The sequence below is a fragment of the Malonomonas rubra DSM 5091 genome, from assembly GCF_900142125.1.
GTDB lineage: Bacteria > Desulfobacterota > Desulfuromonadia > Desulfuromonadales > Geopsychrobacteraceae > Malonomonas > Malonomonas rubra.
This window is the reverse complement of the sequence record NZ_FQZT01000013.1, coordinates 27,654-41,349: the sequence shown is the minus strand read 5'-3', so window position 1 is coordinate 41,349 and position 13,696 is coordinate 27,654. Positions and strand designations below refer to the sequence as shown.

Annotated in this window: 10 protein-coding genes and 2 tRNA genes; 10 read left to right on the top strand and 2 right to left on the bottom strand. The window is 51.5% G+C overall.

Going from position 1 to position 13,696, the window contains the following annotated elements; all coding sequences use genetic code 11:
- Nucleotides 1–26: 26 nt before the first annotated feature.
- Nucleotides 27–1,421 (top strand): glutamate--tRNA ligase, encoded by a 1,395-nt coding sequence (gene gltX / locus BUB13_RS14735; protein ID WP_072909535.1) that lies wholly within the window; start codon nt 27–29, stop codon nt 1,419–1,421.
- Nucleotides 1,422–1,462: 41 nt separating this feature from the next.
- Here the strand turns inward: gltX and BUB13_RS14730 are convergent, their stop codons facing one another.
- Nucleotides 1,463–1,864: a PilZ domain-containing protein gene (locus BUB13_RS14730; RefSeq protein ID WP_072909534.1), complete on the bottom strand. Its 402-nt coding sequence runs from the start codon at nt 1,862–1,864 to the stop codon at nt 1,463–1,465.
- A 175-nt stretch (nt 1,865–2,039) separates the two neighbouring features.
- Here BUB13_RS14730 and BUB13_RS14725 point away from each other — a divergent pair, with 175 nt between their 5' ends.
- The 9 genes from BUB13_RS14725 (at nt 2,040) to BUB13_RS14685 (ending at nt 12,590) form a co-directional block, all read left to right on the top strand.
- On the top strand, nt 2,040–2,639 hold the full coding sequence (locus BUB13_RS14725) for a TetR/AcrR family transcriptional regulator (protein ID WP_072909533.1): 600 nt from the start codon (nt 2,040–2,042) through the stop codon (nt 2,637–2,639).
- Entirely contained in the window at nt 2,636–4,180 is a 1,545-nt protein-coding gene (locus BUB13_RS14720; protein WP_072909532.1) for a TolC family protein, read from the top strand. Before BUB13_RS14725 ends, BUB13_RS14720 begins: the two co-directional genes overlap by 4 nt.
- The gene (locus tag BUB13_RS14715) at nt 4,167–5,228 is read left to right on the top strand and encodes an efflux RND transporter periplasmic adaptor subunit (RefSeq protein WP_072909531.1); all 1,062 of its coding nucleotides are present in this window, start codon (nt 4,167–4,169) and stop codon (nt 5,226–5,228) included. Before BUB13_RS14720 ends, BUB13_RS14715 begins: the two co-directional genes overlap by 14 nt.
- 4 nt (nt 5,229–5,232) lie before the next feature.
- The gene (locus tag BUB13_RS14710; protein WP_072909530.1) at nt 5,233–8,334 is read left to right on the top strand and encodes an efflux RND transporter permease subunit; all 3,102 of its coding nucleotides are present in this window, start codon (nt 5,233–5,235) and stop codon (nt 8,332–8,334) included.
- A 198-nt stretch (nt 8,335–8,532) separates the two neighbouring features.
- A complete protein-coding gene (locus tag BUB13_RS14705; protein WP_072909529.1) occupies nt 8,533–9,723 on the top strand; it encodes an amino acid aminotransferase in 1,191 nt (396 codons plus the stop codon).
- A 58-nt stretch (nt 9,724–9,781) separates the two neighbouring features.
- Nucleotides 9,782–9,856: transfer RNA gene (locus BUB13_RS14700), tRNA-Gln, on the top strand.
- A gap of 197 nt (nt 9,857–10,053) precedes the next feature.
- Nucleotides 10,054–11,001, top strand: a complete 948-nt coding sequence (locus BUB13_RS14695) for a tetratricopeptide repeat protein (protein WP_072909528.1) — start codon at nt 10,054–10,056, stop codon at nt 10,999–11,001.
- Between the two features lie 186 nt (nt 11,002–11,187).
- A complete protein-coding gene (locus BUB13_RS14690; RefSeq protein ID WP_072909527.1) occupies nt 11,188–12,477 on the top strand; it encodes a tRNA nucleotidyltransferase/poly(A) polymerase-related protein in 1,290 nt (429 codons plus the stop codon).
- A gap of 37 nt (nt 12,478–12,514) precedes the next feature.
- Nucleotides 12,515–12,590, top strand: a tRNA-Gly gene (locus BUB13_RS14685).
- 74 nt (nt 12,591–12,664) lie between these two features.
- On the opposite strand, the gene BUB13_RS14680 is transcribed toward BUB13_RS14685, so the two are convergent.
- Nucleotides 12,665–13,690, bottom strand: a complete 1,026-nt coding sequence (locus tag BUB13_RS14680; protein ID WP_072909526.1) for a DUF21 domain-containing protein — start codon at nt 13,688–13,690, stop codon at nt 12,665–12,667.
- Nucleotides 13,691–13,696: the final 6 nt, after the last annotated feature.

The window sequence follows — 13,696 nt, the reverse complement described above, 5'->3', positions numbered from 1 at the left end:
TTATGTTCAGAAAACAAGGAGTTCAAATGTCAGACTTGCGAGTTCGTTTTGCCCCCAGTCCGACCGGTTACCTGCATATTGGCGGCGCCCGTACGGCACTGTTCAACTACCTGCTGGCAAAACAGCAGGGCGGGACATATGTTCTGCGGATCGAAGATACCGACGTTGCCCGTTCGACCCAGGAATCGGTTGATGCCATTCTCGATGCGATGAACTGGCTCGGACTCTCCTGTGACGAAGGTCCCTTTTACCAGTCGGAGCGTTTTGGTCTGTATAAAGAAAAAGTTCAGCAGTTGATTGATGAGGGTAAGGCTTATCGCTGTTACTGCACCCAGGAAGAACTGGATGCCAAGCGTGAAGCGGCGATGAAAGAAGGTCGCAAACCGAAGTATGATGGTACCTGTCGCAACCGTACTGATCACCCGGATGCTCCTTATGTTATTCGTTTTAAACTGCCGGAAGGCAAGGAAGAGGTTGCCTTTGATGACAGAATCAAGGGCAGAATTTCTGTGCGACTGGAAGAGCTGGACGATTTGATCGTTGCCCGCACCGACGGCACTCCGACCTACAACCTGGTTGTGGTCATTGACGATGCCGAAATGGGTATCAACCTGGTGATTCGTGGCGACGACCACGTTAACAATACGCCGCGCCAGATTCTGCTGTACGAAGCGCTCGGCTATGCTGTGCCGGAGTTTGCCCACGTTCCGATGATCCTCGGTTCTGACAAAAAGCGTCTTTCCAAGCGTCATGGCGCCACTTCTGTTATGGCTTACCAGGAAGAAGGATTCCTGCCGGAAGCGATGGTCAACTACCTGGTGCGCCTCGGTTGGTCTTACGGAGATGAAGAGATCTTCAGTATGGATGACCTGATCGAGAAGTTCAGCCTCGATAACGTTGGTCGTTCGGCCGGTGTTTTCAATCCGGAAAAGCTGCTCTGGCTGAATGCACACTACATTAAAACCGGAGACCCGGTTCGTTTGGCCGAACTGCTCAAACCTTTCCTGTCCGCGAAAGGAATTGCGACCGAGCAGGGTCCTGACCTGGTTGAAGCGGTCAAAAGCCTGCAGGAGCGCGCATCCACCATGGCCGAAATGGCCGACGGCGCCGCTTTCTACTTTGTTGATACCGTTGAGTACGAAGAGAAGGCAAAAAACAAGTTTCTCAAAGCTGAGCAGAAACCGGTGTTCGAAGCGATCCTGAGCGAGCTCGGCACCTGCGAGCTGTTCAACGAAGAACAGCTTGAAGCGGCTTTCGCCAAAATCATGGATCAGACTGAGTTGAAGTTCGGCAAGGTCGCCCAGCCGTTGCGCGTTGCCCTGACCGGCGGAACCGCCAGCCCGAGCATTTATGAGGTGTTGCAGGTGTTGGGGAAAGAGCGAGCATTGGCGAGAATTGAACAGGCACTCGCAACGCTGTAAAGCAAATCGCAGGAAAGCTAGATGCAAGAAAGCCCGGCCAATCAGGTCGGGCTTTCTTTTTCTGCTTCAAGTCTGTGCTGTTCGTGAATCCAGTCATCAATCTGTTTTGACAGTTCGCTCGGCAGGTCAATGAATCTGATTCCCATACCAAGTTCAAAGGGAAGGTGATTGCCGAAGGGGCGCCGCCAGACCACTTCGCAGCGGCAGCGGATTGTTCCTTCGAGCGAGCCGGGGAGGGGGATCTCCAGGTCGAGCTGATCTCCAGGTTCGGCTGGATTCGTAGTGGCGATGAAAAGACCGCTGCGACTGATGTTTTTACTGTAGCCGAAAAAAACCGGCCGGTCCGAGTCGATGCGAATCTTCTGTACGATCAGCGGTGCGCGCAGATTTTGTCTTAAATCGGCGGACGGGGTGCCATTTTCTTCAGCAGTCGCAGTATTCATCATTTCCTCTTATTTTTCATCATGTTACTAAATATGATATTTCATCGGCCAAATGATTGCAAACCTTAAATAAAATAGCTCTTATTGGCGAAACTCGACCCTGTTCGACTTTTTCTTGATTTTCTGTAATTCCCTGCTAAACTCGACCGCATTCGAGATTTTAACTGGAGGAGAAATGGCGGGCCTGAGGGAACAGAAAAAAGCAGAAACCAGAAAAGCAATTATCGATGCCGCGGTGCAGTTATTTTCAAATAAAGGTTTTGAAAAAACCAGCATCGAAGATATTGCAACTGTTGCCGGAATTGGCAAAGCTACTGTTTATACGTACTTTTCCGCGAAGGTCGATATCTTTTTGACTTACTGCGACGATGAGCTGGAAGGAGCTTTCAGTGAGCTGGCAACGAAGCAGAGCCGCGCTTCTGACCTGCATGAGCAGTTGCTTGAATTTTTCATGATTATGTTCAGGTTTGTCACCAGGGATCGGGAGTTCGGGCGTCAGCTCATGCGAGCAACCTCTTTCCCTGAAGAAGCGAATCCGGCGCTGAAAGAACATAACAAGTATTATTTTGATTTTCTTGAAAATATCTTCCGTTCTGCAGCGCAGCGGGGAGAGATCGCCACGGGCCAGGATTATTATTATCTGTCGGCACATGTTTTCTCCCTTTATTTCGCTGCTCTTGCAGGTTTTTACGGAGGCTATTCGGAAACTGCCGAAGACGTTGAGAATGGGCTGAGCATATTTTTCAGACAATTTATCGATGGGATAAAGCCATGACGCCTATTTTGCGAAAAATACTGCCAATCCTTGTCCTGTTTTTGCCGTTTCAGGCTGGCGCTGCGACGACGGAAACGAAGACTTTGCGTGATCTGATCGTTCTCGGGGTTGAGCAGAATATCGGGTTGCAAGTGGAACAGCTGAATACTCAGGTCACTGTTGAAGCACTGACTCAGAATCTCGCAGTTTTCGATAGCGAAGTTTTTGCAACGTTCGGCCTGGTTGAAACATCTACCCCTGTTTCTATCACCGGTTACGACTCGACCAGCGACAGTGATGTCCTGAACGGCGAGCTTGGTGTGCGCAAAAAGTTCAGTACTGGCCTGCTGGCATCGTTATCACTCTTTTCGGAATGGGAAGATGACAACGATTCGACCAGCCAACTCGATCCGGAATATCGCACGGGCTTGAACCTGAGCCTGATTCAACCGCTGCTGCGCAATTACGGCAGCGAAGCCAATGCGACCGATATCAAAATTGCCCGCAACCGCATGAGTCAGGCTGAACTGCAATATCAACTACAGGCGCAGGTTCTTGCTCTGCAGGTCGAGGTATTTGCGGTGCAACTTGCAGCCGGTCGTGAGGTGGTTGATCTGCGCACCGAGGCCGTGGTCCTTGCGGAGGAACTGTACAACGCCAACCGTCGACGCTTCGTTACCGGGGTCATCCCGGTCTCCGAGGTTCAGGAGGCGGAAACCGCGCTGGCCAACCGGGAGCTGAACCTGTCGCTTTCCCGGCAGGAGATGGAACTGACTTTTGAGGACTTGAACCGGCAGCTGAACCATGCGTTACCGGAAAAGTTCAATGCAGCTTCGCTCTATCCCTTTTCGACCGATCTGCGGGAGCCGGAGCTGCCGGCATTCAGCGACTTGTTTGCTGCTGCTATGGACAAAAGCATTGCCCTGCAACTGGCAGATTATGATGTACGAAACGCTTCGCTGCAGCAGGATTATTTCCGCAACCAGCTCAAGCCTCAGCTCGACCTTAACATGCAGGCAGGTATCAACGGACTGTCCGGGAATGAGCGCAGCGGCAACAGCAGTATTTATTCCGGATCCTGGGAACAATCGATAACCAGTGCCGCCGACACTGATGGTTACCAGTGGTCGGTCGGTTTAGAGTTTTCGATGCCATGGGAAAATCGGGCGGCCAAGTCACGCGTACAACAGGCCAAGCTGCAGAACGAACAGGCCAGGTATCGCCAGATGGATCAGGAGGCCTTGCTGAAAACCGAGTTGAAGCAACAACAGGTCAACCTACTGCGGGCATACGAGCAGGTCCGCCTGGCAGAGCGTTTCGAGCAATTGGCGCAACTCTCCCTCCAGCAAGAGCAACGGCGGCTGGATGAAGGATTGTCCGACAGCTTTCGTATCATCTCCTTTCAGGACAATATGATCAACGCCCGGATCGGCCGAATCAACGCCTTGGCGCAATACTTTATCAGCCTCGCTCAATTCGACTACAGCCGCGGGATTATTCTCGAAAAACACAGTATCACACTGGTACCCGCAACGGAGGAGAGCAGCCGTGAAATCATGTAATCTCAAATACATCCTGTTGTTTTCTCTGCTGCTCCTGTTTTTGCCTGGTTGCGGTGGCCCGGAAGAAAATGCGGATGCCAGAATCGAATCCCCGGAAAAGGTGGTTTCGGTATCCGTCGAGCGGGTGCAGCCGGTGGATCTGGAAGAAACTTTTACCCTGCCAGCCGGACTGGAAGCCTGGGAGGATCTGGTGATCTCTGCCGAGATCGCCGGGCCAGTGCGCAAATTCAATTACCAGGAAGGGGATAGAGTAAAATCCGGGGCTACTTTGTTGGAAATCGACCCCGATACATTGAAGAGTAGTCTCGAGCGGGAAGAGCAGAATTTTGCCACAACACAGCGCAAGCTGAAGCGGTTTCGTGATCTTGCGAGGGAAGGTCTGGTCAGCGAGCAGGAGGTTGAGGATCTGGAGAATGCTCTGACTGCTGCTGATATGGCGTTGAAAGCAACCCGTTTGCAGCTGGCTAAATGTTACCCGAAAGCGCCGGTCAGTGGTGTTGTCGATCTGCACTATGTCGATCGTGGCGAATACGTCGACCCGGGCAAGCCACTGCTGCGCCTGGTGCAGGTGGACAAGCTAAAAGCGATTGCCGACGTGCCTGAAAAGGATGTTCCTTTTCTGCAGGTTGATCAGCAGGTCGAGGTTATCCCGGCCATTATTAATAACCGGCAGGCACAGACCCTCACCGGGCGTATCGAACACATCGCTTTTTCTGCCGATGCCACGACCCGGACTTATCGGACGAAAATTTCCATCGACAATAAAAAGGGCGAATTACGACCGGGGATGATCGTGCGGGCGCGATTTGTTCGTCAGCAGTTGTCGCAGGTTGTCTCGGCACCACTTTTTGCCGTGCTTGATCGTGATGGAGAAAAACTGGTTTTTGTTGAGGAGAACGGTATTGCCAAGCGACAAAACGTGGAAACTGGTAGCTCGGTTGATCAGCGGATCGTCATTCGGTCCGGGTTGGAGCCCGGCCAGAGACTGATTGTCAAAGGGCAGCAGCTTTTGATTGACGGGGCAAAAGTCGCCCTGCAGGAGAATTAGATCGATGCTGATTTCCGACGTTGCCATCGATCGGCGCAGCACTGTTTTTGCGTTGATGCTGATAATTCTTGTTGTCGGTATCTACAGCTATATTGTCCTGCCGCGTGAATCGACGCCTGACATTACGATTCCCTATGTGCTGGTTGTGACGCCTTATGAAGGAGTGGCGTCCGGAGATATCGAGAGCCTGATCACTCATCCCATTGAGAGGAAGCTCAAGGGCCTGAAAAATGTTGAGGAGATCCGTTCGGTCAGTGCGGAAGGGTCTTCGATGATCACCATCGAGTTCACGCCGGATGTCGATATTGACAACGCTCTGCAGTGGGTGCGTGACAAGGTTGATCAGGCGAAAGGCGACCTGCCGACCGACCTGGAGAATGATCCGTCGATCCTGGAAATCAACATGTCGGAATTCCCGATCCTGATGGTTGCCGTCTCCGGCCCGGTCGACGAGACGGTGCTGAAGACGGTTGGCGAAGAACTGGAAGATCGCATCGAACAGATCTCCGGAGTACTCGATGTCGTCATTACCGGTGGTCGCGAACGTGAAATCCGCGTTGAGTTCGATCCCGACCGGCTGTTCGCTTACCGTATCTCTCTCAGTGAAGTCATCCGCGCCATTCAACAGGAGAACGTCAATATTCCCGGCGGCAGTATCGATATCGGTCAGGGGAAATACTTATTGCGGATACCGGGAGAGTTTACTGACCCCGCCGAGATCGACAACCTGGTGCTGACTGAGCGAGACGGTCGGGTCATCTATTTTAAAGATGTCGCCAATATTGTCGATTCTTTTGAGGATCGTAACAGTAGCGCCCGACTGGATGGTGAGCAAAGCGTGACACTGGCGATCAAGAAGCGAACCGGTGCTAATATCATCGAGGTTGCCGACCAGGTGTTCGCGCTGCTGCAGTATGCCGATACCCAGACGCCGCCAGGTATCGAGTTGTCGGTGACGCTGAACCAGTCGAAGGATATCCGTCGCATGGTCTCTGAGCTGGAGAATAACATCATCACCGGGCTGATCCTGGTGGTCACGGTCCTCTTTCTCTTTCTCGGCCTGCGCAACTCGATCTTTGCCGCGCTGGCGATCCCCTTTTCGATGCTGCTTTCTTTCGGTGTGCTGCAACTTCTCGGTATTACTCTGAACATGGTCGTACTGTTCAGCCTGATCCTGGCGCTGGGGATGCTGGTCGATAACGCGATTGTTATCGTCGAGAACATCTACCGCCATATGCAGGAAGGCAATTCCGGTATTCGTGCTGCCAAGATTGCCGCTGCCGAGGTCGGCTGGCCGATTATCAGCTCGACCCTGACTACGCTCTGTGCTTTTTTCCCGATGACCTTCTGGCCCGGTATCATGGGCGAGTTCATGAAATATCTGCCCATCACCCTGATCATCACTCTGAGTGCGTCGCTCTTTGTCGCACTGGTGATCAACCCGACTCTTTGCGGTCACTTCATGTCGCTGGGTAAAAATGCCGATTTGACCGAACGTGAACCGGCAAAGATCATCCAGATTTACGGGAGCTCTCTTGTCTGGGCGCTGCAGCATCGGCTGTTGGTCGTCATGGGGTCATTCGTGCTGCTGATCGGCATTATTCTCACTTACGCTGTGTTGGGGCATGGTGTCGAACTCTTCCCCGATATCGAACCGAACCGGGCCTTCGTGGAAATCAAGGCACCGGAAGGAACCAACCTGGAGGCAAGTGACCAGCTGGCTTTGAAGGTCGAGGACTTCGTGTTGCAGGAGCAGGATATTCGCTATGTTGTCAGTGAGGTTGGTGTATCGAGCAGTGATCAGGGAGGTGGTGACAGCGTTCAGTCGAATCTCAGCAAGATTACTCTCGATTTCCTCGACCGTGAAGACCGCGCCGAGGATTCGCGTGACGTTATCGACCGGTTGCGCAACCTGATCGCGCCGCTTTCAGGCGCTGAGTTTAAAACAGAGAAGCAGGAAGAGGGACCACCGACCGGGCCGCCGGTCAGCGTGGAAATCAGTGGCGAGGAGATCGATGTCCTCGACAGGCTCGTGGCAGACGCTCGCAGCCTGATTAAAGATGTGCCGGGACTGGTCGACCTGAAAGATGATTTCGCCAAAGCCAAACCGGAGATCCGGGTTGATGTTGACCGGGAAAAGGCGAGCCTGATGAATCTTTCCACCTCGGAGATCTCCAATATGGTCAAGGCAGCGATCAGCGGCACCAAGCTGGGCGTCTACCGCGAAGGCGAGGACGAGTACGACATTATCGCCCGCATGCCTGCCGAGCGGAGGACCTCGGTGGCCGATATCGAGAACCTGTTGGTTCCGGCTCTCGACGGTTCGCCGGTGCCGCTGTCGACTATCGCAGATATCCGCTTGAGTACCGGTTTCGGTTCGATCCGACACATCGACCAGAAACGGGTGGTGACCATCTCTGCCGACACCTTTGGCCGCAACAGCAACGAAGTGCTCAAAGAGGTTCAGCAACGACTGTCAGCGCTGGAACTGCCGTCCGGCTACAACATCGATTATTCCGGTGAGCAGGAAGAGCAGCAGAAGGCGAGTGCCTTTTTGTCGAAGGCGTTTGTCGGTGCTATCCTGCTGATCATGCTGGTGCTGATCACCCAGTTCAACTCAGTACTGCAGACCTTGATCGTGATGACATCCATCGTCCTGTCGCTGACAGGTGTCTTCCTCGGCTTGATGATTACAGTGACACCATTCGGTATTATCATGACGGGGATCGGCGTGATCTCGCTGGCCGGGGTTGTCGTCAACAACGCCATCGTGCTGATCGATTACATTAATCAGCTCGTCAAAGAAGGAATGGAGCTGAATGCTGCACTGGTTCGTGCAGGCACCGTGCGTTTTCGGCCGGTGTTGCTGACGGCTGTTACCACCATCCTTGGCCTGCTGCCGATGGCGATTGGTGTCAGCTTTGATTTCAAAACCTTTACCTGGGAAATTGGCGGCGAGTCGGCTGACTGGTGGGGACCGATGGCAGTGGCGGTTATTTTCGGGCTGGCATTTGCCACTTTACTGACCCTGGTTGTGGTCCCGGTGCTTTACTCTTTGGCTGAGTCGGCGCGGCGAAATTTCTGGCGCAGTAAGGTGGTTGAATAGCCCGTATTTTTTGCATGTTGCTATACGCACAATTATTGCTGGAATAAAGCCAACTCGCGATTGACAAGGGCAGGTGCTTACGGTAGAAAATGCTGCTATTCAATTCGATTTATTTATGGAGAGAGATAATAATTTGGAGCTCTCGCTTCCTTGCCTGGAAGGCTCCATCAAACCTAAATAGATGAAAGGTTAACCCGTATGTTCGAGAATGTTCAAACCGCACCTGCCGATCCGATTCTCGGTCTGACCGAGCTGTTCAAGGCCGACCCGAACCCTGAAAAAATTAATCTTTCCGTTGGCGTTTATCAGGACGCGACCGGCAAGACCCCGGTTCTGGAAACTGTGAAAGAGGCGGAAAAACGTATTCTTGAACAGGAAAACTCCAAAGGCTATCTGCCGATGACCGGTGAACCTGCCTATTGTGCCGAAGTGCAGAAGCTGCTGTTTGGTGAAGGGCATGAGATTATCACCAGCAAGCGTGCTGCGACTGCTCAGTGTCCTGGCGGGACCGGTGCTCTGCGGGTTGCCGGCGATTATCTGAATATCGTCCATCCGGGTGCGAAAATCTGGCTGAGCAACCCGACCTGGGCCAATCACAACACTATCTTCGAAGCGGCCGGTGTCGAGTGCAAGCAATATGCATATCGCGACGCAGCAACGAACGGCCTCGATTTCGACGCCATGTGCGCATCGATTAAAACCATCCCGGCTGGCGATGTCATCCTGCTGCATGGCTGCTGCCACAACCCGACCGGTATCGATCCCACCCCGGAACAGTGGGCCATCATTGGTGACCTGCTGGCTGCCCAAGGCGTAACTCCTTTGGTCGACTTCGCCTATCATGGCCTTGCCGATGGTCTTGAGCAGGATCGTCTGGGTCTGCTGGAACTGGTCAAAAAGGTTAAGCAGATGTTTATCTGCTCCAGCTTCTCCAAAAATTTCGGTCTCTATCGCGAGAGAACCGGAGCTTTGACCCTCGTCGCTGATAACGCTGAACAGGCTGGAACCGTGATGAGCCAGGTCAAATTGCGGATCCGTTACAATTATTCGAATCCGCCCTCTCACGGAGGCCAGATCGTTGCGACTGTTCTCAGCGATCCCGAGTTGAAGGCGAAGTGGATCGAGGAAGTTGCTGACATCCGTAACCGCATTAACGAAATGCGTCACCTGTTTGTTAAGACCCTGAAAGACAAGGGCGTCACCCAAGACTTCTCTACCATTATCGAGCAGCGCGGGATGTTCAGCTTCTCTGGTTTGACCAAGGATCAAGTTGACCGTCTGCGTGAAGAGTTTTCTATCTATATTGTCGGTTCCGGTCGTATCAATGTTGCTGGTATGACCCCCGATAACATGGATCGTCTTTGCGATGCGATCAAAGCCGTTCTTTAAGAAAGTTTTCTACTTGACGCTGGAAATGAACTTTGTTAAAAATTCGGTCTCGTTGCGTTGGGGCATCGCCAAGCGGTAAGGCACCGGATTTTGATTCCGGCATTCCCAGGTTCGAATCCTGGTGCCCCAGCCACTATAGATACAGGCTAACGCCTGATACAGATAAAGATAGTTATCCTGAGGGATAACAGCAAAAAGGATGAAGCTTCGGCTTCATCCTTTTTGTTTTCCTGCCATGAAAATTACACAAATCTGTCTAGATGAGTTGCTTCCGAGTGGTTTTTTCAGCTAGATTCAATTTTTCGAATTTTATCTATCACGAGGGAACCAATGAATAAAACCGTAAAAACATTTGAGCAGAATGAGTTCGACTTCTGGATGCCACCGGAAGGAATGACCCTGACGATCGGTGAAGATGCTGAAATCGATGTTCCACAAATTCCATTGCCGATTCATTTAAAGGATATGGAAGAAGGAAAACAACCTTCAGAACGAGCTATCGGTGAAGGCCTGAACACCTACCTGCGGAGTTTCCCTGATTGCCCGCATGCCCCGGATTACGCTCGTATTCTCAAAGAAGCTTATCCCTTTCATGTCTCTGACCTTGGTTCTGAAATCATCATTCTTGATGTTAAAGAGGTCGAACCTGAATTTGTTCGTGAAAAAATCAATATGCTCAAAGTGCTGGCACTGATGGAGCCTGAAAACTTCGGCGTGCTGCAGAACATTGGCATGGCTTACTACGAACTGGCAATGGTTTACAGCGAACTGGGCGATGTGAGACAGCTGATGGGACAAGCTCGGCTCTGGCTTGAAAAAGCCCGCAGGGTTTGCAACGACGATTTGCAGAACCTCAATTACCTGGCACAGATCTGCTATTTCAGCGGGGGCTATCCACAGGCGAAACTGTACTGGCGGATTATTTCTGATGCGTTGGAAGAGGGCGAAGCTAAGGATGAGTTGCGGTCGCGGATAGACAGGATCGAAAGTGAAGATCTTCCAGGACAGCCATTGTTGGATCGCTTGGAGCAGGTTGGTGTTGCGATGAGCTGCTACAGCAATGAAAAATATGCTGATGCCTGCGCTATAATGGAAGAAGTCGCCGCCGATGGTCGCTTGCCGCAGGAACTGCCGAATGCTGAATTCTTTTATTTCCTCGGTCTATGCCGCAAGCAGGACGGTCGCCAGGATGACGCGGCGCAGGCATTTGCCAGAACGCTGGAAATTGATCCACAGCATAAGGCAGCTCAGGACGAAATCGCTGCCAAGGAGGCATGATGAGAAGTGAGTTTTTTGCCGACACGCTTTTGATTCTGGTCATCAGCACAATTATCTACCTGATCCTGATGCTGGTGAATCGTGGTAAGAAAAAATCTGATTGATCATTAAGTTTGGAAAAGGCTTGCTCTGCAGGTCTTTTCTTTTTCTCGGTTTTGGTTGTGAGTTGGCATGAAGGGGGTTTAGATGACAAATTTCAACCAGAGAGTCGACCGACTCTTTGTCAGCCATCCGGATTTAGAAGTGCTTCGGCAGATACTTGCTGAAGAGGGGATTTCTGCCTGGCTGGTTGGCGGGACTCTACGTGATCTGCTGCTGCAGAAAGAGATTGTCGATATCGATATCGCAACGGTGGGTGATCCGAGTGCCGCTGCGCAGAAGTGGGCACGCAAGGTCGCCGGACGCTGGTTCTGGCTTGATGAAGAGAGATCTCAGAGCAGGGTATTGACGTCATCCCGGCTAACCGTCGATTTTACACCGTTGCGGGCACCAACGATCGAAGGTGATTTGTCATTACGCGATTTTCGCATCAACGCAATGGCGCTACCTTTGGACGGCGAGTTGAATCAGCCTAGCCTGCTTGATCCGCTTTCGGGGCAGGATGATTTACACAGCAAGTGCCTGCGCTTTTGCTCTGAGCGAAGTCTGCAGGATGATCCTTTACGCATGCTTAAAGGGATCCGCCACGCAGTGACCCTGCCAGTGAAACTGGATGATGCGAGTTTCACGCTGATAAAAGAGCATGCCGAGTTGCTGAAAAACGTTGCAGGAGAGAGAATCCGGGATGAACTCGGGAAAATATTTTCTTCTCCGGATGCTGTTGAGGGCTTCACTCTGTTGGAAAGCAGTGGCCTGCTGCAGGTGCTCCTTGGTCAAAGCCAGCCTGATTATCAAAGGGATTTAGCGGTCTCTGCACTGACGTCGCTGCAGCAGTCAATCGAAAAGATAGAGGCAGGTATTGCAGACAATGAAGGTCAGACAGACCCCTTTAACAGCAGGGCGATCTTTTTTCTGGCAACTTTGCTGCGTTTTTACCGCCCTGAAAAGCTTGATGAACTGTTACACAAAACCCTTCGTCTCAGTCGCCAGCAGGAAAGAGTTATAATCAGCCTTCAACAGGCGCCATCTGTCGATTGGTACCGGTTGGCAGCAACTTTGAACGATAGCCGAAAAAAAGCCCTGCTGGTTGAACAGCTCGGCTATTTTCCTGACGAACAGCTGCTTTACTGGGCAATTTACGAACAGAAAATAAGCCTCGATAAAGTATATAATCTGCTCGGTTCTTTTTATCAGGAGCAGAAGCTTGGCCGAGTGCCGGACCTGCTTGACGGACATCAGCTCAGGGAACTGCTGCACGATCAACCGGATAGCAGTATTGGAGAATGGCAGACGCGGATAAAGCAAGCTGAACTGGACGGGCAAGTCAACTCAGCGGAAAGCGCCAGTAGATGGCTGCAGCAACAATTATCAGATTGACAAAGACGTTTGCCAGTTTCTATACTGCGCCACGCATGCGGGAATAACTCAGTTGGTAGAGTATCAGCTTCCCAAGCTGAGGGTCGCGGGTTCGAGTCCCGTTTCCCGCTCCATTATAATCAAGCACCTGGCAATTCATTGTCAGGTGCTTTTTGTTTTCAGGTCTTTCTGCTTTTTCAGTGTGAACCTATTTCGCGGTCGCTGCGCCCAGTTTCGTAATTCCTTTGAGTAACCGGCCAAGAATATCCGCGCCGGTGATAATGCGCTTTTTTTCACCCCAAACGAGCACAACATCTTTATCGATCGGGTCGTCACTGGTGCGGCTATAGGTTCCTTTGAGCTTCATTATCACCTCACCGAGAGGTAACTTCAGATCATTAACAATGATGGGAATATGGCAGCAGGACCATGGATTGAAATTTTCCGAAGACAACAGGGCTCCGCGCAAAAACTTATCGGTATCAAGTGCGTAAATGGGAAAGCCATTGGCATCAGTTAAAATTGCCCATTTTTTATTTGAACAGGTTATCGCTTGGAGGAATGGATCGTTTTTGTCGCGTGCGAAAGCTGGGAATGCCAGTTTCCCCTGCTGGTTATCCAAGGGGATAATGCTTTCAGGCAGAATATCGCCCCCTTCATCAATGACGAGCAAATCATCAATTGCGAGAAAGTTCATTGCACCTGTGCCTTCAAGGTGATCGACATCTGTTTCCTCGGCTGCCATGTGCTGGCGAAGGATCTCCCGGATATCCTTTTCACGAAAATACTGAATGCTTTCCTTTCCCAGCCAAGCGTCCAGAAGCATTGCTGATGGTTTGGTTACGGGGTAAAGAAGTTTCTGATAGAACACCAGCGCTGGGCTGAGCAGGGATGCCATACGCAAAGCGTGACGGGAAAAATAGGCTTGTGGGGTAATCTCGCCAGCCAGGGTAATGACAAAGGTTGAAAAAAGAAAGCCGGCAACTCCGGTCATGACCGAATTAGATAGTAGTGTCAGTAAGACGTTGATGCTGACATTGCCCCAAAGGATTGTCACCAGTAGAAAGTTTGAATCCTCCCGTAGGCGCAAAACTTTTTTGGCTGCTTCGTTCCCATGGTTTTTTTCTATTTCCAGGCGCAGACGACTGATACCGAAGAAAGCGAGGTTCAAACCTGAAAACATCGCAGATTGACTGACGCAAAATAAAATACCCAACCAGATCAAAGCATCCATGTCAGC

Coding starts and splice junctions, on each gene's coding strand:
- gltX (WP_072909535.1), top strand. CDS start 27: ATGTCAGACTTGCGAGTTCGTTTTGCCCCCAGTCCGACCGGTTACCTG.
- BUB13_RS14730 (WP_072909534.1), bottom strand. CDS start 1,864: ATGAATACTGCGACTGCTGAAGAAAATGGCACCCCGTCCGCCGATTTA.
- BUB13_RS14725 (WP_072909533.1), top strand. CDS start 2,040: ATGGCGGGCCTGAGGGAACAGAAAAAAGCAGAAACCAGAAAAGCAATT.
- BUB13_RS14720 (WP_072909532.1), top strand. CDS start 2,636: ATGACGCCTATTTTGCGAAAAATACTGCCAATCCTTGTCCTGTTTTTG.
- BUB13_RS14710 (WP_072909530.1), top strand. CDS start 5,233: ATGCTGATTTCCGACGTTGCCATCGATCGGCGCAGCACTGTTTTTGCG.
- BUB13_RS14705 (WP_072909529.1), top strand. CDS start 8,533: ATGTTCGAGAATGTTCAAACCGCACCTGCCGATCCGATTCTCGGTCTG.
- BUB13_RS14695 (WP_072909528.1), top strand. CDS start 10,054: ATGAATAAAACCGTAAAAACATTTGAGCAGAATGAGTTCGACTTCTGG.
- BUB13_RS14690 (WP_072909527.1), top strand. CDS start 11,188: ATGACAAATTTCAACCAGAGAGTCGACCGACTCTTTGTCAGCCATCCG.
- BUB13_RS14680 (WP_072909526.1), bottom strand. CDS start 13,690: ATGGATGCTTTGATCTGGTTGGGTATTTTATTTTGCGTCAGTCAATCT.